The 22713-nt window shown below is 74.3% G+C and carries 13 protein-coding genes; 9 read left to right on the top strand and 4 right to left on the bottom strand.

Annotated elements, in window-relative coordinates:
* The first annotated feature begins 109 nt into the window (after positions 1 to 109).
* The 7 genes from ACQPXG_RS32415 to ACQPXG_RS32385 are packed head-to-tail and all read left to right on the top strand — an operon-like array spanning position 110 to position 14969.
* Positions 110 to 6883: an SDR family NAD(P)-dependent oxidoreductase gene (locus tag ACQPXG_RS32415; protein WP_433462933.1), complete on the top strand. Its 6774-nt coding sequence runs from the start codon at positions 110 to 112 to the stop codon at positions 6881 to 6883.
* On the top strand, positions 6880 to 11127 hold the full coding sequence (locus ACQPXG_RS32410; RefSeq protein ID WP_433462932.1) for a beta-ketoacyl synthase N-terminal-like domain-containing protein: 4248 nt from the start codon (positions 6880 to 6882) through the stop codon (positions 11125 to 11127). The genes ACQPXG_RS32415 and ACQPXG_RS32410 overlap by 4 nt, the downstream gene beginning before the upstream one ends.
* Complete coding sequence (locus ACQPXG_RS32405) at positions 11124 to 11402, top strand: acyl carrier protein (RefSeq protein WP_433462931.1); 279 nt, start codon at positions 11124 to 11126, stop codon at positions 11400 to 11402. The genes ACQPXG_RS32410 and ACQPXG_RS32405 overlap by 4 nt, the downstream gene beginning before the upstream one ends.
* Entirely contained in the window at positions 11395 to 12189 is a 795-nt protein-coding gene (locus tag ACQPXG_RS32400; RefSeq protein ID WP_433462930.1) for an alpha/beta fold hydrolase, read from the top strand. The genes ACQPXG_RS32405 and ACQPXG_RS32400 overlap by 8 nt, the downstream gene beginning before the upstream one ends.
* Positions 12186 to 13406, top strand: a complete 1221-nt coding sequence (locus tag ACQPXG_RS32395) for a glycosyltransferase (protein WP_433462929.1) — start codon at positions 12186 to 12188, stop codon at positions 13404 to 13406. The genes ACQPXG_RS32400 and ACQPXG_RS32395 overlap by 4 nt, the downstream gene beginning before the upstream one ends.
* A complete protein-coding gene (locus ACQPXG_RS32390) occupies positions 13403 to 14179 on the top strand; it encodes a hypothetical protein (protein ID WP_433462928.1) in 777 nt (258 codons plus the stop codon). Before ACQPXG_RS32395 ends, ACQPXG_RS32390 begins: the two co-directional genes overlap by 4 nt.
* Positions 14180 to 14237: 58 nt before the next feature.
* Complete coding sequence (locus tag ACQPXG_RS32385; protein WP_433462927.1) at positions 14238 to 14969, top strand: maleylpyruvate isomerase family mycothiol-dependent enzyme; 732 nt, start codon at positions 14238 to 14240, stop codon at positions 14967 to 14969.
* A 50-nt stretch (positions 14970 to 15019) separates the two neighbouring features.
* Here ACQPXG_RS32385 and ACQPXG_RS32380 read toward each other — a convergent pair whose 3' ends face one another.
* Positions 15020 to 15211 (bottom strand): LysR family transcriptional regulator, encoded by a 192-nt coding sequence (locus ACQPXG_RS32380; protein WP_433462926.1) that lies wholly within the window; start codon positions 15209 to 15211, stop codon positions 15020 to 15022.
* Positions 15212 to 15283: 72 nt separating this feature from the next.
* On the opposite strand from ACQPXG_RS32380, the gene ACQPXG_RS32375 reads away from it, so the two are divergent.
* Complete coding sequence (locus ACQPXG_RS32375) at positions 15284 to 15667, top strand: RidA family protein (RefSeq protein ID WP_433462925.1); 384 nt, start codon at positions 15284 to 15286, stop codon at positions 15665 to 15667.
* 36 nt (positions 15668 to 15703) lie between these two features.
* Here ACQPXG_RS32375 and ACQPXG_RS32370 read toward each other — a convergent pair whose 3' ends face one another.
* The 3 genes from ACQPXG_RS32370 to ACQPXG_RS32360 are packed head-to-tail and all read right to left on the bottom strand — an operon-like array spanning position 15704 to position 20349.
* The gene (locus ACQPXG_RS32370) at positions 15704 to 16348 is read right to left on the bottom strand and encodes a DUF1361 domain-containing protein (RefSeq protein ID WP_433462924.1); all 645 of its coding nucleotides are present in this window, start codon (positions 16346 to 16348) and stop codon (positions 15704 to 15706) included.
* A gap of 26 nt (positions 16349 to 16374) precedes the next feature.
* A complete protein-coding gene (locus tag ACQPXG_RS32365; RefSeq protein WP_433462923.1) occupies positions 16375 to 19104 on the bottom strand; it encodes an ATP-binding protein in 2730 nt (909 codons plus the stop codon).
* A gap of 51 nt (positions 19105 to 19155) precedes the next feature.
* Positions 19156 to 20349, bottom strand: coding sequence for a hypothetical protein (locus ACQPXG_RS32360; protein WP_433462922.1), 1194 nt, complete (start codon positions 20347 to 20349; stop codon positions 19156 to 19158).
* Between the two features lie 167 nt (positions 20350 to 20516).
* Here ACQPXG_RS32360 and ACQPXG_RS32355 point away from each other — a divergent pair, with 167 nt between their 5' ends.
* Positions 20517 to 22709, top strand: a complete 2193-nt coding sequence (locus ACQPXG_RS32355; RefSeq protein ID WP_433462921.1) for a hypothetical protein — start codon at positions 20517 to 20519, stop codon at positions 22707 to 22709.
* The last annotated feature ends 4 nt before the right edge of the window (positions 22710 to 22713 follow it).

Raw genomic sequence — 22713 nt, 5'->3', positions numbered from 1 at the left:
CGGGTGTGTCGCCGCCGTGATCGGCCCGTCGCCGACCGTAGTGTGACGCACCGTTGTTACGAGCCGCACCGGCCGCGGGGCCGGGCCGCGGGACGTCGGGGGGCAGTGCATGACGGCGGACAGGGGCGAGTACGGCGGGGGGCCGGGGGACCGGCCCCGGACCGAGATCATCGGGGTCACCCCGTTCGGCCGCCCCGCACCTCATCTCGCCGTCGCCGTCGCGCGCGCGGGCGGCACCGGCGTCCTCGACCTCGGCACGGACCGGGAGACCGGGCTCGCCGCCCTCGCCGACGCCGGCCGCTGGTGGACGGGCCCGTTCGGCGTCCGCGTCCCGGCCTGCTGCCGGGTGCGGCCCGCCGAGATCCCCGCCGCCGTCCGCACCGTCCTGGTCGACGCCCCGGCGCTGTGCTCCGACGGCACGCTGGACGTCGCCGGGTTCGCCCGCGGGCGCCGGCTCCTGATCGAGGTCGTCGGCCCGGACGAGGCCGCCGCCGTGATCCCGGTGGCGCGGGGCCTCACCCGCGAGGTGGGGCTCGTCGCGCGGGGTGCCGAGGCCGGCGGGCGGGTCGGCGACCTGACAGCGTTCGTCCTGCTGCAGCGGCTCCTGGCCGACGTGGACGTCCCGGTGTACGCGGCGGGCGGGATCGGGCCGCACACGGCCGCGGCGGCGGTCGCGGGGGGCGCGGCCGGGGTCGTCCTCGACGTGCAGCTCGCGCTCGTCCGCGAGATGGACCTCCCGGACGACGTCGCCGCCGCGCTGGCGGCGATGGACGGCACCGAGACCACGATCGTCAACGGCCACCGCGTCTACACGCGCCCCGGCCTGCCGGAGATCGACCTCGCCGGGCTCGACCCGGCGCGGGTCGCCGCGCGGCTCGGCGCCACCGGGCTGCGGTCGCGGCTGCTCCCGGTGGGCCAGGATGGGCCGCTCGCCGCCGCGCTCGCCGGACGCCACAAGACCGCCGGGGGAGTCGTGCAGGCCGTCCGGGAGCAGATCGATCTGCACCTGCGCGCCGCCGTCCGGGCCGAGCCGCTCGCGCCGCGCCCGGAACCCGCCGCCGTGCAGGGGCCGATGACCCAGGTCAGCGACGGGTCCGCGTTCGCCGGCGCGGTCGCGCAGGACGGCGGGCTGCCGTTCCTCGCGCTCGCCCTGATGGACGCCGGCCGGGTGCGGACGCTGCTGCGCGAGACCGCGGACCGGCTCGGCGGGCGGCCCTGGGGCGTCGGCATCCTCGGGTTCGCGCCGGCGGAGCTCCGCGAAGCCCAGCTCGCCGCCGTCCTCGAGGCCGGCCCGCCGTACGCGATCATCGCCGGGGGCCGCCCGGCGCAGGCGGCACCGCTGGAGGCCGCCGGGATCGGCACATACCTGCACGTCCCGTCCCCGGAGCTGCTCGACCGGTTCCTGGACGAGGGCGCCCGCAAGTTCGTCTTCGAGGGCGGCGAATGCGGCGGCCACGTCGGGCCGCACGCGAGCTTCCCGCTCTGGGACGCGCAGGTCGAGCGGCTGACGGCGTTCGACGGCGACGCGAGCGAGCTGTCGGTGATGTTCGCGGGCGGCGTCCACGACGAGCGGTCCGCCGCGATGGTGGCCGCGCTCGCGGGGCCGCTCGCCGAGCGCGGCGCCGACGTCCGCGTGCTGATGGGCACGGCGTACCTGTTCACGTCTGAGGCGGTCGCGACGGGGGCGATCCTGCCGGGCTTCCAGGACGTCGCCCTCGGCTGCGCCGGGACCGCGCTGCTGGAGACGTCCCCCGGCCACGCCACGCGCTGCGCGCGGACCCCGTACGTCCGGACGTTCGAGGAGACCCGCCGCGAGCTGGAACAGGTCGGGACACAGCGGCAGGAGGTGTGGCGCCGGCTGGAGAAGCTGAACCTCGGCCGCCTGCGCGTCGCCAGCAAGGGCCTGCGCCGCAGCTCGCCGGTGGACGCCGCCGGCCAGCGCGCCGAAGGCCTGTACATGATCGGGCAGGTCGCCGCGCTGCGCTCGGCCACCACCACGGTCGCCGCCCTTCACGAGCAGGTCACCTCCGGTGCGACCGCGTTCCTGGCCGGCCGCGCCGCCGAGCTGGGCGTCGCCGGGCCGGCGCCGGCTCCGCGCGCGCCCCGCCCGGCCGACATCGCGATCATCGGCATGAGCTGCGTCTTCCCCGGCGCCGGCGACACCGACCGGTACTGGGCGAACATCGTCGGCGGCGTGGACTCGGTCACCGAGGTCACCCGCTGGGACCCGGAGATTTACTACTCCCCCTCCGCGGCGGGGAAGACGCCCTCGAAATGGGGAGGTTTCCTCCCGGACGTCCCGTTCGACGCGCTCGCCTACGGCATTCCGCCCAACGCGCTCGGCAGCATCGACCCGATCCAGCTCCTCTCGCTGGAGGTCGCGTCCCGCGCGCTGGCGGACGCGGGTTACGCCGACCGACCGTTCGACCGGTCCCGGACGTCGGTGGTCTTCGGCGCGGAGGGCGGCAACGACCTCGGCACCGCCTACGGGATGCGCGCGACGCTCCCGTCCTACTTCGGTGAGGTGCCGCCGGGGCTGGACGAGCAGCTGCCGCGCCCGACCGAGGACTCCTTCCCCGGCGTCCTCACCAACGTGATCGCCGGGCGGATCGCCAACCGGCTCGACCTCGGCGGCGCGAACCACACGGTGGACGCCGCCTGCGCGGCGTCGCTGGCGGCTCTCGACGCCGCCTGCAAGGACCTCGCAGCCGGCACCAGCGACATGGTGCTGTGCGGCGGCGCCGACCTCCACAACGGCATCCAGGACTACCTGCTGTTCTCGTCGGTGAGCGCGCTGTCGCCGTCCGGCCGCTGCGCCGCGTTCGACGCGTCGGCCGACGGCATCGCGCTCGGCGAAGGCGTCGCCTGCGTCGTCCTCAAGCGCCTCGCGGACGCCGAACGCGACGGCGACCGCATCTACGCCGTCGTCAAGTCCGTCGCCGGGGCCAGCGACGGCCGCTCCCTCGGCCTCACCGCCCCCCGCCCCGAAGGGCAGCGCCGCGCCCTGGAACGCGCCTATGAGCGCGCGGGCATCACCCCCGCGGCCGTGGGGCTGGTCGAGGCGCACGGCACCGGCACCGAGGTCGGCGACAGGACGGAACTGGCGACGCTGTCCTCGGTGTTCTCCTCGGCAACACCGGGCGGCGTCACGCTCGGGTCCGTGAAGTCGCAGATCGGCCACACCAAATGCGCGGCCGGACTCGCCGGGCTGATCAAGACCGCGTACGCGCTGCACACCGGCGTGCTGCCGGGGACGCTGCACCTCGTCCGTCCCAACTCGGAGTGGACGCCCGACGGCCCGTTCGTGTTCGGCGACGGCACCCGGCCCTGGGCCGTCCCGCCGGGCGAACGGTACGCGGGGCTGAGCGGCTTCGGGTTCGGGGGCGCGAACTTCCACGCCGTCCTGTCCGGATATGACGGCGCGCCCGAGCCGGTGTCCGGGCTCGCCGAATGGCCCGCCGAGCTGTTCCTGATCAAGGGAGCCGACCGGGCCGCCGCACGCGCCCGGATCGACCGGCTGTCCGGCCTGCTCCCGCGCGGACCCCGGTTGCGCGACCTGGCCCGCGCCGCCGCCGCGACCGAAGGACCGGTGCAGGTGGCGCTGGTGGCCTCGGGCCTGGACGACCTCCGGGAGAAGCTCGCGCTCGCGGCCGAGTTCCGTCCGGCGCGGGGTGTCTTCGTCGCGTCCGGCGAGCCGGGGCAGGTCGCGTTCCTCTTCCCGGGGCAGGGCAGCCAGCGGCCCGGCATGCTCGCCGACCTCTTCGTCGCGTTCCCCCGCCTCCAGCGCCTGCTGCGGCTGGCCGGCGGGCGGTACGCGCCCGCGATGTTCCCGCCCGCGGCCTTCACCCGGTCGGAGTCCCGCCGGCACCGGGCCGAGATCACCGACACCCGGATCGCCCAGCCCGCCCTCGGCATCGCCGGGCTCGCCGTCCACCGCCTGCTCACCGCGGTCGGCGTCCACCCGGACCTCGCCGCGGGGCACAGCTACGGCGAGCTCGTCGCGCTGTGCGCCGCCGGCGTCTTCGACGACGCCGGCATGGTCGAGCTGAGCGCCGTCCGCGCCGCCGCGATTCTGTCCGCCGCCGGGGAGGACCCGGGCGCGATGGCCGCGGTGGGGGCGACGCCGCGGGAGGTCCGCAAGGCGCTGGCCGGGGTCTCGGAGATCGTCGTCGCCAACCACAACGCGCCCCGCCAGGTCGTGATCTCCGGATCGTCCGCGGGACTGGAGCGCGCGCTTGCCGTCCTGTCCGCCGCGGGGCTTCCCGCCGAGCGGATCCCGGTCGCGTGCGCGTTCCACAGCCCGCTCGTCGCCGCCGCGTCCGCCGATCTGCGCGCCGATCTCCTCGGCCGCGACCTGCGCTCACCGGCCTTCCCGGTCTGGTCGAACACGACCGCCGCCCCGTACGAGAGCGACCCGGCCGAGCTCGCCGCCACGCTCGCCGGGCAGCTCGCCGCGCCCGTCCGCTTCGCCGAGCAGATCGAGGCGATGTACGGCGCGGGCGCCCGCACGTTCGTCGAGGCGGGGCCGGGACGCGTCCTCACGGGTCTCGTCGGCAGGATCCTCGGCGATCGTCCGCACACCGCCGTGAGCTGCGACGCCCCCGGGGAGAACGGCGTCACGGGGCTCCTGCACGCGCTCGCCGAGCTGGCCGCCGCCGGCGTCCCGGTCGACCCGCTGCCGCTGTTCTCCGGCCGCGGCGCCCGCCCGCTCGCGGGGGACCCCGCGCCCGCGCCCGGATGGCTCGTCAACGGTCATCTCGTCCGGACCGCCGACGGCGGCTACCCGGCGGGCGCGCTCCGCCCCGCCGAACGCATCGAGGGCCCCGGTCACCCGGGCTCCGCGGCCGCCGTCCTGGAGTACCTGCGCACGAGCCGGGAGATGATCGCGGCGCAGCGCGAGGTGGTCCTCCGGCATCTGGCCGCGCACACGGCGGGCCCTCGTCGCGTCCCGGCGCCCCGTCCGGTCCTTCCGGGCGAGACGCTGCCGGACGACGAGCCGTCCGCCGCGGAGTCACCGGACGCCGAGGCTCCGCGCGACGCCCGCGCCACCGTCCGCGCCGTGATCAGCGCGCGCACCGGCTACCCGGAGGACATGCTGGAGGACGGCCTGAACCTGGAGGCGGACCTCTCCATCGACTCCATCAAGCGCGCGGTCATCGTCGGTGAGCTGGCCGACCGCGCCGGCGTGGCCGCCCCCGACCACCTCACCGGAGTCACGACCATCGGCGAGATCGCCGCCTGGCTCAGCGGCAGTCTGGACACCCCGGCCGAACCGCCCGCCGTCCCGCGCCCCGCGCGCCCCGCCGCGGCCCACGTGACGACCGCGGCGCTCTCCGGAGGCCCACCGCAGCGAGCGGAGACACCCGCTCACGACGCCGCACCCGTCGAGGAGCACCCGCCGCCCGCCGAGGAACACGCTGTGCCTGTCGAGCGGGGCGTGGCGCCGGTCGAGGAGCACTTGCCTCGCGGGGGTGGGGTGGTGCGGCAGGTCGTGCGGGTCGTGGATCTGGAGGCGCTGCCGGTGCCGCCGGAGTCGGGAACGGCGTTCGCCGGGCGGCGGTTCCTCGTCGTGGACGACGGCTGCGGTGTCGCGCTGGAGCTGGCCGACCTGCTGGAGCGGCACGGTGCGCAGGCGCGGACGCCGCTGGACGTCGACGGGCCCTGCGACGGGCTCGTCCATCTGGGGGCGCTGCGGCCGGGTGCGGCGAGCGTGCTGCCGCAGGCGTTCGAGGGCATCCGCGACGCGCTGGCCGGGGGACTCCGGTGGCTCGTCCTCGCGAGCGGGGCCGGCGGGACGTTCGGGCGGCGGTTCGACGGCGGCGGCATCGGGGACCCCGGGCCGGGAGCGGGTCTGCGCGGGCTGGCCCAGACCGTCGCGCTGGAGTATCCCGAGGTGCTCGTCCGGGCGCTGGACGTGGACACCAAGGACACCCCGCGCGCGATCGCCCACCGGATCATGGCCGAGCTGCTGACCGCGGACGCGCCGGTCGTGGTGGGGCACGAGGGGGGCCTGCGGCACGGGCTCGACGTGGTGCCGGCCGCAACGCCGCCGGAGAGGGCGCTGGACCTCGGGCCGGACGGCGTCGTCCTGCTGACCGGGGGCGCGCGTGGGATCACCGCGCGGGTCGCCCTGGAGCTGGCCCGGACGAGCGGCTGCCACATCGAGGTCATGGGACGCACCCCGGAACCGGCCGGCGAGCCCGAGTTCCCGGACGTCCCCGACGAGGCCGGGCTGCGCAGGACGCTCGTGGCGAGCGGCGAAAGCCGGCCCGCCGAGATCGAGGCGACGGTCCGGAGGATCCTGACCGAGCGGGAGATACGCCGGAACCTGGTGGCGCTGGAAGAGCACGCGGCGTCCGTCCGGTACCACGCGGGAGACGTCCGGGAACCGCACGTGGTCCGGGACGTCGTCGACGGGATCCATCTCCGTCACCGGCGCCTGGACGGGGTGGTCCACGGCGCCGGGCTCGTCGAGGACCGGCTCATCCGGGACACGACGCCCGAGTCGTTCGCGCGGGTATACCGGACGAAGGCCGACGGCGCCGCCGCGCTCGTCCAGGCGGTCCGGCCGGGCCTCGGGTTCTTCGTCGTCTTCGGCAGCGTCGCCGGTGTGCACGGCAATCGCGGGCAGGCCGGGTACGCGGCCGCCAACGACGCCTGCGACACGCTCGCGCACGTGTGGCGGACCCGGCTGCGCGGGCGCGTGCTCGTCGCCGACTGGGGTCCGTGGGCGGGCGGCGGGATGGTGTCGCCGGAACTGGCCCGCGCGTACGAGGATCGCGGCGTCGGCCTGATCGACCCGGACGCGGGAGCGGCGGCCCTGCTCAGGGAGATCACACACGGGGACGAGACGCAGGTCGTGCTGACCGGGACCGTCCGGTGAGCGACGCGCGCGAGCCGATCGCGATCGTCGGCGCCGGAGCCGTGTTCCCGGGTGCGGGGTCGGCGGCCGAACTGTGGCGCAACGTCCTCGACGGATTCGACGCGATCACCGACGTGCCGGCCGGCCGGTGGGACCCGGCGCTCTACTACGACCGCGGGGCGTATGGGCGGGAGCCGGAGAGCGACCGGTTCTACTGCCGGCGCGGCGGGTTCGTCGACGAGCTGGCCACCGTCGACCCGGCCCGGTTCGGGATCATGCCCTCGGCGGTGCGGGGGATGGAACCAGACCAGCTCATCGCGCTGCGGGTCGCCGCGGACGCGATCGCGGACGCGGGCGGCGAGGAGCGGCTGCCCGACCGGTCCAGGATCGGCGTGGTCATCGGCCGCGGCGGCTATATCACCCCGGGCGTGGCGCGGTTCGACCAGCGGGTGCGGACGTCCCACCAGGTCACCGGGGTCCTCGCCGAGCTGGTGCCGGAACTCGGGACGCGGCGGCTGGAGGAGATCCGCCGGGCGTTCTGCGAGCGGCTGGGCCCGGACGGCCCGGACGCCTCGATCGGGCTCGTGCCGAGCTTCGCCGCGTCCCGCGTCGCCAACCGGTTCGACCTGCGCGGCCCCGCCTACACGCTGGACGCGGCGTGCGCGTCGTCGCTGCTCGCGGTCGAGCACGCCGTGCGGGCGCTGCGCGGCGGGCAGGCCGACGCGATGCTGGCCGGGGCCGTCCACCACACCCACCACGTCACCGTCTGGAGTGTCTTCAGCCAGCTGCGCGCGCTCAGCCCGAGCGAGACGATCCGGCCGTTCGACCGGGCCGCGGACGGGACGCTCCTCGCGGAGGGCACCGGCATCGTCCTGCTCAAGCGGCTGTCGGACGCGCGGCGGGCGGGCGACCGGATCCACGCGGTGATCCTGGGCACCGGGTCGTCGAGCGACGGCCGCGCGGCGAGCATCATGAGCCCGCTGGTGGACGGCCAGGTCCTCGCGGTCGAGCGGGCCTGGCGCGACGCGGGACTCGACCCGGCGGCGCCCGGCGCGGTCGGGCTGGTCGAGGCACACGGCACCGCGACCCCGGCGGGCGACGAGGCGGAGCTCGCGACGCTCCGCCGCGTGTTCGGGACCGGCGGCGCGCCGATCGGCCTCGGCACGGTCAAGTCGATGATCGGGCACGCGATGCCCGCCGCCGGGATCGCCGGCCTGATCAAGGCCGCGTTCGCGCTGCGCGACGGTGTGCTGCCGCCGACGCTGCACGCGGACGACCCGCATCCGGCGCTGGAGGACGGCCGGCTGCGGCTCGTCCGGGCGGCGGCCGAGTGGGTGCGCGGCGACGGACCGCGCCGGGCGGCGGTCAACGCGTTCGGCTTCGGCGGCGCCAACGCCCACGTGATCCTGGAGGAGCCGCCCGCCGCCCGGAGGGGCCGGCGGCGCAGGCTCGACACGCCGCCCTCGGACGAGGGCGTCCTGAGGCTGGCCGCGCGGACGGCCGGGGAACTCGCCGACGCGCTGGCCCTCCCCGACGAGGAGCTTCTCGCCCGGGTCGGCGAAGACGCCCCCGACCTGCCGTGCCGTCTCGCCATCGTCGGCCCCACACCGCGCAGGCTCGATCTGGCGCGCGCAGTCGTCCAGCGCGGGACCGCCTGGCGGGGCCGGAGCGACGTGTGGTTCTCGCCCCGGCCGCTGCTCGCGGAGGGCGGCCGGCTCGCGTTCCTGTTCCCCGGGTTCGAGCCCGCCTTCGATCCGCGCGTGGACGACGTCGCCGAGCACTTCGGGATGCCGAGACCCGAGCTGACCGGACGGACGGACATGATCGGCCACGCCGCCGACGTCCTGCGCGTCGGGCGCCTGCTGGCCGCGGCGCTCGCCGAGCTCGGCGTCGAGCCCGATGTCGCCGCGGGCCACAGCCTCGGCGAATGGACGGCGATGATCGTCGCCGGGATGTACGAGGCGGACGCGGCCGAGGCGTTCCTCGACGCCCTCGACGGAGAGGCGCTGGACGTTCCCGACGTCGTGTACGGGGCGCTCGGCTGCGGCGCGGAGCAGGCGCGGGAGGCCATCGGTGGACGTCCCGGTGTCTTCGTCAGCCACGACAACTGCCCGCACCAGTCGGTGATCTGCGGTCCGGCCGATGAGGTCCGCGAGGTACTCGGAGGGCTGGCGTCCGAAGGGGTCCTCGGGCAGGAGCTTCCGTTCCGGACGGGCTTCCACACGCCGCTCGCCGAAGCCTACGAGAAGCAGGTGCAGCACTCGTTCGAGGCGCTGGCGATCCGCGAGCCCCGGGTCCCGCTGTGGTCGGCGGCGACGGTCGCCCCGTTCCCGCGCTCCGCGTCCGAGGTGCGCGAGCTCGTCGTCCGTCACCTACTCGAACCCGTCCGGTTCAGCGAGCTGATCGAGGAGCTGTACGGCACGGCGCACGTCCGGGCCTTCGTGCAGGTGGGGCCGGGCAGCCTCACCGGCTTCGTCGCCGACCGCCTCGGCGACCGCGAGCACCTCGCCATGGCCGTGAACGTGCCGAAGCGGGACGGGATGGCCCAGCTCCGCCGCGTCGTCGCGGCGCTGTGGGCCGAGGGCTACGGCGCGTCCACGCCGGCCCCGCCGCCGGCGGCGGGGATGCGGCTGGACCTGGGGACGCCGCTGGTCAGGCTGGACGGCGCGGTGCCGCCCATCCGGCTGACCCCCGGGGTGCCGGCGCTGCCGGACGACGATCCCGTCGTGGCCGAGCTGGAGGCGCTGCTCAACGACGCGTCGAGCGGGGCGCAGTCCGTCCTGGAGGCGCTCGGCGGCGGGGCCGCGTCCGCGCACGCGCCGGAGGCGGACGCGTCGCCCGTGGCCGCCGAACTGAACGTCTCCCGTTCCTTCTCGATCGACGCGATGCCCAGCCTGCGGGATCACTGCGTGGTCCCGCAGGCCCCCGACTGGCCGGACATGTCGGACAGATTTCCGATCGTCCCGCTGGCGACGCTGCTGGAGGTCATGGCCGACACCGCCCGCGAACTGTTGCCCGACATGGTGGTGGTCGGGTTCGAGAACGTCCGGGCGGTCCGGTGGATCGTCGTGGACCCGGCGACCACCGCCGACATCCGCGCCTCCCTCGTCGAGGAAGGCGACCGGCCGCGCAAGGTGAAGGTCGTCGTCCACGGGCACGCCGACGGGACCGTCCTGCTTGCCGAGCGTCACCCGTTGCCGCCCGTACCGGACCGGACGCCGCTGACCATCGAAGGTCCGCCGATCGTCACCGCCGAACGGCTCTACGAGGAACGCTGGATGTTCCACGGCCCGCTCTTCCGCGGCATCACCGAAATCACGGCGCTCGCGGAGGACGGTGTGCGCGCCGTCCTGACCTCCTTGCCCACCCCGGGCGCGCTCATAGACGCCGCAGGTCAGCTCTGCGGCCACTGGATCCAGGTGTACGGAGACACCAACCAGACGGTGTTCCCCGTGGGGATCGAACGGGTCGCCCTCTACGGACCGTTGCCGCCCGCCGGGGAGCAACTGGAGACGACCATCTGGAACCAGTCGCTCACCGACACGACCATGCGCTGCTCGGCGGAGATGCTTCTGGAGAACGGGACGGTGTGGGCGCGCATCGACGGATGGACCACGCACCGCTTCTACACCGACGAAGCCCTATGGCGGATGAAGTTCACCCCGGAGGTGTCGGGAACGGGGGAGCCGCAACCCGGCGGATGGTGCCTGGCACGCAAACGGTGGGACGGCACCGCTTCCCGCGACCTCCTGATGCGCCAGTACCTCTGCGCAAGCGAACGCGCCGAATACGAGGCGCTTCCGCCGCTCGATCAAGGTCCGTGGCTGCTCGGGCGGATCGCGGCCAAGGACGCCGTCCGGAACCACCTCTGGCGCAACGGACACGGCCCCCTGTTCCCCGCCGAACTGACCGTCCGGGACGGTCCGGTCGTGACGGGACCCTTCGACGAGCCCCTCACCGTCTCCATCGCCTCCAACAGCGAACTGGGCGTGGCCCTGGTGCGGGCCGGTCACGAACCGGCCGGCATAGGGCTCGCCCTGGACGAGAAGGACGCAAGGGTCCGCGCGGCCGAACAGGCGGTGCTGCAGTCGATGGACGCGGGATCGGAACGTCCCGAACTGGTCGTGACCGTCGCCGACGCCGAACGGCTCCTCATCGCGGCCGACGGGACGGTCACCACGGTGGAGACACGCGAACTCGAAGGACACGTCGTCGCCTGGACGGCCGCGTCAGGTGGAACGGACATGGAGGAGAGCCGAGTATGACCGACGTCCTGTCCGAGGTCGTCCGGATGCTGACCGATGTCGTGGGGGACGACTTCCTCCTCGACGTGGAGGTCGGCCCCGACACCAGCTTCGGCGACGACCTCGCCCTGGAGAGCATCGAATTCGTCGCCCTGGTCGACCGGCTCCGCGCCCACTACGGCGACCGCGCCGACTTCCCCGCGTTCATCGCCGGTCTGGACCTCGACCAGCTCATCAACCTGACCGTCGGCGACGTGGTGGACCACATCACGGCGGCGGAGCGGGCGCATGCCTGAGGTGACCGCGCGCGGCCTCCGCTTCCACGTCCAGGAATGCGAAGGGGACGGCCCCGCCGTGGCGTTCGTCCACGGCCTCGCGATCGACAACCTGTCGAGCTTCTACTACACGCTCGCTTCCCCGGTCGCCGAGGCCGGGGCCCACTGCGTCCTGTACGACCAGCGCGGGCACGGCCGGACCGAGCGCCCGCCGACCGGATACACCGTCCAGGACTCGGTGGCGGACCTCTTCGCCGTCCTCGACGCCCTGGGCCACCACCGCGTCCATCTGGTCGCGAACAGCTTCGGCGGGGTCATCGCACTGAACGCCGCCCTCCTGCGTCCGGACCGTGTCGCCGGACTCGTCCTCATCGAGGCGCACGGCCCGGGCGACGGGCCGCTTTGGCATGAAGACCTTCTGAACACGCTGGCGAAGTCGGCGCTCTCGCTGGAGTACGAGCGGACCGCCGACCGGCTCCTGGCCTCCGGCCGGCGCCGTCTCGGGCGTCTCACCGCGACCGCGGGCGCCCTCCTCAACGGCACGACGCTCGTGGACGACCTCGCCGCGGCCGAGCCCGTCCGTCCCGCCGGCCTGGCCGCGCTGACCTGCCCCGTCCTCGCGATCTACGGGCAGCATTCGGACGTGGCGGACGCGGGCCGGCTGCTGCTCCACCACGTCCCGGACTGCACGCTGCACACGATGACCGGCCACGCCCACACGGTGCTCCGGGAGGGGACGGCCGAGATCCTGGAGGTCCTGTTGCCCTGGCTCGCCCACCACGCCGGCGTGCGAACGGCCGCCCGATGAGCCGCCGCGTCCAGGTCCCGTCCCTGCTCGGCGACGCCGGGATCCGGCGGACGGGCACACCGGAGCGCCGCTTCCTGTTCGCCGTCCCGCCGCTCACCGGGCACGTCAACCCGGTCGCGGCGGTCGCCGCCGAGCTCGCCCGCCGCGGCCACAAGATCGCCTGGACGGGGCATCCCGCCTTCCTCCAGCCGCTGCTGCGCCCCGGCTCCCGCGTCTTCAGCGCCGGCGGCGACGCCTTCGGCACGCACCTGCTCACCGTCCGCGGCGAGCACCTGCGGCTGCGCGGCGGCGCCGCGCTCCGCTTCCTGTGGGAGGAGTTCATCGTCCCGCTGGGCCACGCGATGATGCCGGGCGTCGAGACCGCGATCGACCGGTTCCGCCCGGACGTGGTGGTCTCCGACCAGCTCGTCCTCGCCGCCCCGGTGGCCGCCCGGCGCCGGGAGATCCCCTGGGCGACCTCCGCGACGACGTCCGCCGAGTTCACCCGGCCGCTCGCCGGCATGCCGAAGGTCGAGGAGTGGGTGCGCGAGCGGATCGGCGACTTCCAGCTCGACCACGGCATCGACGACCTGCTCGACCTGCGCTTCTCCGACCACCTCGTGCTGATCTTCTCCACCGGCGCGCTGGTCGGCGACATCTCGTTCTTCCCCGACCACTTCGCCTTCGTCGGGCCCGCGCTGGGCCGTCCCACGCCGAGGGCGTTCCCGTGGGAGCGGCTGGACGGGCGTCCCGCCGTCCTGGTCTCGCTCGGCACGATCAACGGCCCGTCCGGCGAGCGGTTCTTCCGGGTCGCCGCGGAGGCCGTCCGCGGCCTGGACATCCAGGCGATCTTCGTGGCGCCGCCCGGCCTGCTGGAGGACCCGCCGCCGAACGTCCTCGTCCGCGAGCACGTCCCGCAGCTCAAGCTCCTGGAACGGCTGTCGGCGGTGGTCTGCCACGGCGGCCACAACACGGTCTGCGAGACGCTCTCGCACGGCCTGCCGCTGGTGGTCGCCCCGATCCGGAACGACCAGCCGGTCATCGCCCGCCAGGTGGAGGCCGCCGGGGCCGGTGTCGCCGTCCGGTTCACCCGTGTTCGGCCGGGCGACCTCCGGAGCGCGCTCACGACCGTCCTCGCGGACGGGCCGCACCGCCGCGCCGCCGGGCGCATCCGGGACTCCTTCGCCGCGGCGGGCGGCGCCGCCGAGGCCGCCGACCGCCTGGAGAAGCTGGCGTGACCGACCTGGCCGCGGCGCCCGAGGTCCGGTTGACGGCCTACATCTTCGAGCAGGTCCACGGCGCGCCGCCGGAGACGACCCGCCACGTCCGCGGGGCCCTGCCGCTGCTCGACGGCCTGGACGTCCCCCTGCCCTGGGGCGTGGTCGTGGCCGCGAGCCGCTCCGCCGACGGAGCGACATCGCTCTACTCGATGAACCATCACACGGAGGGCGCCGTCGCACCTTCCCGGGCGGGCGCCTGGGCCCGCGAGTGCGACGAGATTCTGCGTGCCCGGGCCGCCCCGGGAACCCGCCTCGTCGTGAACCGTGAGCTGCCGGCGGTGACGGGCCTGCTCACCGGCACCGAGACCAGGCACGCCACGGCCTTGGCGCTGCGCGACCTGCACGGCGGGCCCCCCGCCGACGCGCCGCCGAACCCGCGCTGCGACCTGGCCGGGTCGGGTCTGCGTCTCCTGGTGATCGACGTCGGTGCCCGGCATCCCGCCGCCGTCCCGCCCGCGGACCCGGGTGCGGCGGGACGAGCCGCCGCCGCCCTGCGTGCGGGCCGCCTGTCCGCCCTCGGCCCGCTGCTGACCGACGCCCACGGTCCCGGAAACCCGGTCCACGACGACACCCTGGAGGCCGCGCTGGACGCCGGTGCGCTCGGCGGCCGGACGATCGGCGCCTGCGTGGTGGCGCTGGCCCCGCTGGAGACCGTCCTCGACGTCCGGAGACGGGTCACGTCATGCCTTGCGCCCGTCCTGCCCCGGCCACCCCGCTACCTGACGATCTGAGGCGTTCTGGCCGACGTTGGACATCTCAGAACCGAATGTAATTCGGTATGGTGGCGCCATGGCGGACATCTTCGACGATCTGGCCGCGGAGTACCGCCGGCTGGACGCGGTCCTGGAATCCCTATCGCCCGAGCAGTGGTCGCGGCCGTCCGACGCCGAAGGCTGGACCGTCTCCGACGTCGTCCTGCATCTCGTGCAGACCGAGGAAGTGATCACGGACCCGTCCATCGGGGAGGGGACGGCCTTCCTGGCGTCCGCGGAGACCGTCGACGGCATGGCCGCGGACATGGTCGCCGCCGAGCGCGGAATCTCGCCGGCCGACCTCCTGGCGCGCTGGCGGAAGGCGGCCTTCGCGACGCCGGACGCGCTGCGCGCGCACCCGCCCGGCACGCGCCTCTCCTGGGTGAGGACGTCGCTGTCTCCGCGCACGCTGGCCACGACGAGGCTCGCCGAGCACTGGGCCCATTCGCTGGACATCACCGTTCCGCTGGACATCGACTACCCCGACACGGCCCGGATCCGCCACATCGCCTGGCTGGCCCACCGCACCTTGCCCTACGCCTTCTCCGTCGAAGGGCTCCCGGACGCTCCCGTCTTCTGTGACCTCACCGCCCCGGACGGAACGCGCTGGACGTTCGGCGACCCCTCCGCCCCGTCCCGCGTCACCGGCCCGGCGTCGGACTTCTGCCGCGTCGGCGCCCGCCGCCTGGCTCCCGGCCGGTCCGGCCTGACCGCCGAAGGCCCGCACGCCGCCGACGCGCTGCGCGTCCTCCGCAACTACGCCGCCTGAGCGCCCCGCCAGGGGGTGTGCGGACGGCAGGACGGCCACGAAGGGCTCGGTCAGCACTGTCTCGAAGGCGAGCCCCGGCTCGTCCGCCGCCGGCTCGTGCAGCAGGCCGGCAGACGGCGGATCTGCTGGCTCAGCGGCGGCTGCGCGATGCCCAGGCGGCCGGCGGCGTGGCCGAGGTGGAGCTCCTCGGCGAGGACGACGAACGCGTGCAGCTGCGCGAGGGGGAGTTCGGGACGCTCCATACCTCTAGAGATATCGGGTGATGCCGGAGGCAGTATTAGACGTATCGCCCCCGGTCATCTAGCTTTCGGGACATGACGGAGCGACGTGCGATCCTCAGCGGCTCGACGTTCGAGGAGCAGATCGGCTATGCCCGCGCCGTGGTGGACGGCGACTGGGTGCACGTGTCGGGGACGACCGGGTTCGACTACGCCACCATGACGATCTCCGACGACGTGGTGGAGCAGGCGGAGCAGTGCCTGCGCAACGTCGAGGCCGCGCTCTCGGAGGCGAAATGCGGCTTCGCCGATGTCGTGCGCGTCCGGTACCTGCTGCCCGACCGGGCGGACTTCGAGCCCTGCTGGCCGGTGCTGCGCCGCCGCTTCGGCGAGGTGCGGCCGGCGGCGACGATGATGGTGTGCGGCCTCGCCGACCCCCGGATGAAGATCGAGATCGAGGTCTACGCGCGCAGGTCCTGACCGATGACGAGCCCTGCCCGCCGGTGGCCGGATCCGTCAGGAGGTGAGGGTCGTGTGGAGGTGGCGGGCGCTTTTCATGGTGGCTTTGAACGATGCCTCGGCTATGGCCTTGGTCATGAAATGGCACGTCCATGTGACCAGGAAGGTGGCCAGGATCAGGACGGGAGCCCACGTCCAGGTCAGGTGGACGAGTACCCGTTCCAGGGCGGCGTGCGGGTCGACGACGGGTTCCCAGCTGTTCAGGCGGGCCCAGCGTCCGAGGAAGATGCCGATGGCGCAGAGGGCGTGCGCGGCGAGCGCGACCCGGCCCTGCCAGGCGCCCAGGCCGACGCGGGCCAGGTGGCGGAGCGCGGCCGACAGCGCGAGGTAGTAGGCCAGGAAGCCCGACCCGATGAGGACGGCGTAGACCGGGAGGATGGCGGTGACGACCGGGCCGCCGCGGTCGGCCATGAGGATGTCGCCGCGCAGGTGCACCAGGTCCGTGACGACGTAGGGCGCGTTCGGCAGGAAAAGGACGAAAAGGGTCAGACCTGCCCACCAGAACGGCGACCGGGATACGTGCCGCCCGCGGAAGAGCAGGCAGGCGAGGAGCACCGGAATCCATGCCAGGAAGGTGTTCCAGCCCATCCACCAGGCGTCCCGGCGGAGAACGTCGACCAGATTCGGTGCCACCTGCTCCATGAGCCCCATGCCTCCATAGTGCATGGCTATTCGGAGGAGTGGGAGGAGATGAAAGCGTCGGCCAGGGCTTCGAAATGGCGCAGGCCGGAGGTCGCCTCGCGGAAGCGGTCGGGCCAGTCAGGGTCCGTGCGGAGCGCGCCGACGGCGGTTTCGAGCGTCCCGTTGGAGCCCCACAGGGCGAGGTTGCGGGTGTCGAGGTCGCGTTGGTCGCGGTCCCACCAGGCGTTGACGGTCCGGTATTGGTCGGCGACGGCGGCGCCGGGAATGGCGCGCTTGTAGCGCGCCTCCCACTCCTCGCTCAGCGGGTGGCGCCCGCCGTCGGGAGCCGTCCGGTGGGCTTCTCCAAGCTGTTCCAGGACGATGCACCACCGGTACGGGGCCGCGAAGTAGTCCGTCTCGGCGTCCGTGCACGCATCGCCTTGCAGGATCGCCGCCAGGTGGACGGACAGTTCGCCCGGAGCGGCCCGGGACGCGACGGCGGCGTCGACGGCATGGGAGACGGCGCAGTCGCGGAGCCGCGCGGGCAGCCCGTCCAGGACGGCGGGGTCCATTCGCGGAGTGCCCCAGCCCGTCAGGTGCGCGGCCGCGGCGAGTTCGGCCCACACCACCAGTTCGGGACGGTCGGACACGGCGCGCTGCGCGGCCCGCATGTCCCGCAGCGTGCAGGGGGAGTCGCGGCATTCCGCCCCGCACGTGCCGCTGCGCGGGGTCACGAGCACGCGGGGCGAGGTCACCGGCGCGGCCTTCTCCAGGTGCGAGCCGTCCGGCATGCGGACCAGATGCGGGTAGTCCATGCCGTCGGTGAACACCGCGCCCTCGCCCGGCGTGAGCGTGACGAGGAACTGCGACTGGGCCTCGGTGATGTTCATGGTGGCGCCGACCGCGTCCCGGTCGTCCTTCGCCGGCAGCCGGTGGACGATCTTGACGGCGGTGTTCTTGATGACGTCCGGGACGAGCTTGGACGGGATCTGCTCCGCCACGATCAGCCCCTCGCCGTAGGCGCGGATCTCCGCGAGGAGGCTCGCGAACGTCTCCACGGCGTGGGACGCGGGCCCGGCCTGCTCGCTGCGGCGCAGCAGCCGGTGCGCCTCCTCGAACACGCTCAGGTGGCGCAGGCCGGGCGGGACGCCCTGGCGCTGCCGGAGACGCAGGTGCTCGACCAGGCGGACCAGGACGGTGCCCATGAGGAACGCCTTGTCGCGGTCGTCCCCGACGTCCTCGATCTCCAGGACGACGTTGCGGGCGAGCAGCGCGTCGAAGTCGATCGGATGGCCGCCCTCGAAGAACCGCCCGGTGGTGCCGAGCCGGAGGCTGGACAGCCGCACCCGGATGAAACCGCGGACGTTGTCGGTGATCTCCTGCCCGTAGCCGATGTCGTCGACCACCTGCTCGGCCGTGGCCTGCAGGTCGGCGAGGGTCGGGTAGCGCGGCGACGTCCCCGGAACGGTCGGCTCGCCGAGCGCGAGGTCCCAGCCGAGCCGCTCGTAGCAGCGGGTCAGCGCCGCCGCGAGCACCTGCGGGAACGGCTCGTCCGCCTCGAACGCGGCGAGGAACAGGGCGCGGACGAGGTCGGCGTGCGTCTGCAGCGGGAACGGCCGGCCGTCCGGTCCGGCGGAGGGTTCGAGGGGGTTGATCCCGGCCGCGATCGCCTCCGCGTCCCCGGGCCGGATCGTGACGACCTCCGCGTCCGGGAGCCGCGCCGCCATCAGCCGGTACTCCGCCTTGGCCGGCTCCACGACCAGCCACGGCAGCCCCGCCTCGGACGCGGACGTGAGCAGCGACCGGACCGTCTGCGACTTCCCGGCGCCCGTCGCGCCGCACACGAACGTGTGCCGGTTCAGGCTGGACAGCGGCAGCGAGAGCGGTCCGACGTCGCGGCGGTTGCGGTCCAGCACCCGTCCGAGCCGGACGCCGGTGTCCTCCGACTCGGGCGTGACGTCGAACTCCGGCCGCATCACGAACCGGACGCCGGCGACCTCCCGGACGGGCGGGCGGGCCAGCGCCGCCACCAGCTGGGTGCTCGCCTCGAACGGCCCCGCCGCCCCCGGGACCAGCGCGTACGGCAACCGGCCGAGGTCCGCGGAGGCGCTCACGAGCGCCGCGACCCGGGCGGCGGCCCGCGGCGTCGCGGCCCCCGCCATGAGATGCACCCGCCAGAGGCCGGACGTCGCGGACCGGCGCAGCTCGCGGTGCCGCTTCTCCATCCGGACGGCCGTCACCGAGTCCTCCGGGGACAGCTCCGCCATCGACTGGGCGCGCTGCTGCCGCTCCGCCAGGTCGTCGGCGATGCGCCGGGCCTCCGAGGGGTCGACGGGCTCGGCGACCAGCATCCACGCGAACGGCTGCATCCACACCGAGAGCACGCCGTCCTCCAGGGACGGGCGCGCGGGCTCCTCCGGCGGCAGGTCGTCCACGAGGAGGCCGTCGGCGATCCCGCCGATGCTCACCCAGTGCGCCATCGAGTCCTCGGTGATCCCCTGGGGCAGCAGTGTTCCGCGTCCGCCGGCGGGGAGGCTCAGCGTCGCGGTGTCCCCGACACGGTCGGCGAGGAGGCCGTCCCCGCCGACGAACACCTCGGTGGGCCCGAACGCCTGCGCGCGCCGCCAGCCGACCAGCACCGGGTCCCTGCCCGCGTGGTAGGCCGAGACCAGCGCCGCGAGCCGCTGGTCGCGCCACTCGTCCCGGCCGTCCGTCTCCTCCGGACGGGGGACCTCCAGCAGCCGGCACACCGGCAGGCCCCGCACCAGGTCCCACATGATCAACCGTCCCGCCGGGCCGGGTTCCGGAACAACACGCCCTGCTCCACGTCAGCTCGCCTCCTCGTCGGTCTCCGCGGGGTCGATCACGGTCCAGTCGTCGTCGCGCGGGACGGGGCCGTCATGCTCGGACGCGGTGAGGGTCACCCCGCGGCCGACCGCGTCCGCCCAGCGTCCGGCCCAGTCGCGCAGTGCCGGGGCTTCGGTGATGTCGCCGTCGATCCGGAAGTCGTAGCCGTCGGGCTCTTCGGCGATGCCGAGCCGGTACAGGCTGTCGAAGAACGGTGTGAGCGGCTTGGCCCCGTCCTCCGAGAAACCGGCCGCCCGGTACCTCGCGACGGCCTTGTCCGCACGTTGGGCACGCTCCTCCTCGGACGCCTTCCGGTGGCGTTCGGCCACTCTGGTGCGCAGGTCGTCCTCGTTCTGCGGGAACCATCGCCGCGCGCCGTCCGAGTGGAACCGGGCGCCCGGACCCCGGAGCCGGACGACCGCGTCGGTGATGCCGTCCGCGGCCAATGCCTCACGCAACTGGTCGACGCACTCGTGCCATTGCAGGGACTGCATCCCCAGCGGCACACGCCGGTTCTTCATGTCCCATGCCTCGTCCGGGGAGACGTTCGCGAACGCGTACTCGCGATCGGTGAACACGTATCCCGACCGGTCCGTCATCTCCGGGAACATCGCGCGATCCGCTGCCGCGTCCGATGGACCGGCCCGCTCGGCGGGACGCGACGGATCAGGTGCGCCGGGCCGCCCGCCTTCGGGCGGAGGCGATGCGACCGGTGGCGCCTCCACGGGCGCCGCGCCGGACCGGGGCGGATCGTCCCGCCGATCCGCCGCGGGTTCGCGGGTGCCGGCGGCCGGCCGGGCCTCGGGCGGGCCGCCGGTGTCCGCGGGCCGCCCGGCGTCGTCGTCGATGGCCGCGTCGTCGATGGCCGTGTCGTCGATGGCCGTGTCGTCGACGGCCATGGCGTCGACGACCTCGCCGGCGGGCTCGTCGACCGGCGGCTCGGCGTCTTGAACCGGGGGATCCGGCGGGGATTCTCCTGCGGAGGTCTCCGGCAGGTCGTCGTCCGGCCGGCCGGGAGCGCTCGCCGGGCGGTCGGGGATCTGCGCGGCGGCGCGGCTGGCGACACGTGACGGGGCGCCCTCGTCGCCCGGACGGTCCGGCGGGAGCGGCGGCGCTTCCACCGCAGGTGACGGGCGGTCGGTCTGCTCCGTGGTTCCGTCCCTGTCCAGCGCCATGGACAGTCAGGCTATTGAGCAAGGCGGCCATTGGGAAGGCCGATTCCCGGCCGGGGGCCTGACAAGTTCCCTGTCAATCTGCTTGGGTTGTTTGCGGCATCGCCGCGCATGACCCCGCCAAGCGTGACGATCGAGTCGGCACCCGGACAGAACGGGAGTAAAGCATCGTGAGGGGCAGACCGATCGATCCCGGGGGATTGCTCTCACGCCGCGAGCGGCTGTTCAGCCCCGATCCTCGCCTCGGCTGGGTGTTCCGGGACCGATGGTGGTTTCTGCGGCCCTTCCCCGAGGCGCCGCCGCGACAGCAGGTCCTGCCGGAGTACCTGGCGCGCCGTGTCACCGAGACCGAGCAGCAGGCACAGCGCAGGATGACCCGGACGCTCCCCGTGAGCGCGGGCATCGCGGTGTGCCTCATGCTCTTCGCCGCCTGCTCGGCCAGCGGCTCCGCGAAGGCGAGCTCGCCCCTCTCGGTCGGTTCGCTGATGCTGGCCGTCATCGTCATCACACCGAGCGCGGTGCTGGCGTGGTGGGCGGTCCGCCAGCGGCAGAGCGCACGCCAGGCGTACGCGACGGCGCAGAAGCAGATCATCGGCGGGTACCAGGACCAGGCGCGGCAATGGCATGCGCGTAGGCAGGCCCACGACGACGCAGAGCGTACGCGGCTCAACGACCTGCCCGAGTGGGGAGCTGCGACGCGGCCCGGGCGCCGCCTAGACGTGTTTGGCGGGACCCTGTGGGCATGGGAGGCGCTGCTCACCACCTACGGGGCGTCCACCCTCGCCGTCCAGCCTCTGCTGGTGCTCGACCTGTCCCGCGAGGTCGTCTGCCGTGAGCTGGTCGAGCTGTCCCAGGCGGCGTGGATGGGGGTGGACGCGCAGCTCCTGCCGAGCCGGCAGGCATCGTCCGGCCTGCTGGCCGACATGCCGCCGCAGGACCTCGTGGACGCGATCGTCGAGTCCATGCACGGCGGCACGCCGGACGCCGCGCGGGCCGACCGCAGCATGGACGACCGGATCCTGACCAAGGTGTGCGGTGCCCTCGGCGAGAACATCACCCTCGGCCGGATCGCGGCGGCGCTCCGCGCCCTGATGGGCGAGCCCGACGACGGGGATCTCCTGACCCGCGACGAGCGGCGGCACATCGCGGCCGAGCTGTTCACCGTGGAGTACCGCCGGCAGGCGCACGCGAACCTGTCGCGGATCGAGTCGTACGTCCACCCGCTGGAGAACCTCGGCACCGAGCCCTCCAAGGTGGGGGTCGGCTATCTGACCTGCATCGCGCTGGACAGCCAGGCCCGCAACGTCCGGTCCGAGCTGCTCACCGACCTGATCGTCCAGTGGGTCACGCACCGCATCACCGCGTCGCAGGACTCCACGCCCGCCCTGGTCGTCGCCGGCGCGGACGAGCTGGCCCGGCGCCATCTGGAACGGCTGTCGGACGCCTGCGAGCGGCGCGGCGTCCCGCTGACCCTGCTGTTCCGGCGGCTGCGGGAGACGTCCGCGGAGATGATCGGCGGCGGCGCGGTCGCGTTCATGCGGCTCGGCAGCAACGAGGACGCCACACGCGCCGCCGACTTCATCGGACGGGACCACCGGTTCGTCCTGTCGCAGATCACGAAGAACATCGGCGGGAACGAGTCCCACACGACCACCGACACCGAGGGCGGCGGCGACTCCGAGACCTACAGCACCAGCCGCACGACGGGGACGTCCCGCAGTTGGGGGACGAGCCGCTCTTCCGGCAGCACCTATTCGGGCGGCGAGCTGTTCGGGCTGTTCCCCGACCGGTCGACCAACTACCAGCGCGGCAGCAACCGGGGCGGTTCGACCAGCCAGAGCGACACCGAAGGCACGTCCGTCACCACGTCACGGAACTGGTCGGCCGCCTACTCCTACGCCGAAGGGACCAACTGGAGCGACGCCGACACCACGCAGCGCGTGTACGAGTACACGGTCGAACCCGTCACCCTCCAGCACCTGCCCGACCACGCGCTCCTGCTGGTCCAGTCGGCGCCCGGCGGAGGCCGCACCATCACCCCCGTGGAATGCGACCCGGCCATCATCACGCTGGAGCGCGTCACCACCGGTCCCCTCCCGGACCCGCCCGCCCCGCAGCCGGCCATCCCCGGACCCGGCCCGGCCCTGACCTCGCCCGGTCCGGAGCCGCGGCAATGGCCCACGCCGCCCGCTCCGCAATGGGCCGCCCCTCCCGTGGCACCGCCCCCGCGGGCGCCCCTCACGGCTCAGCCGGGCCCGCCGCCCGGCCAGCAGACCGGGCCGAGGCCACCCGAGGAGCAGCGGCCGCGCCCACCCGAGAACCCCCCGCAGGGGCCGCCGCCGCTCTTCGGCGGGAGGAGCTGACCGG

The organism is Spirillospora sp. CA-128828, assembly GCF_050945415.1.
Classification (GTDB): domain Bacteria; phylum Actinomycetota; class Actinomycetes; order Streptosporangiales; family Streptosporangiaceae; genus Spirillospora.
This window is presented reverse-complemented; position numbering and strand designations above follow the sequence as displayed.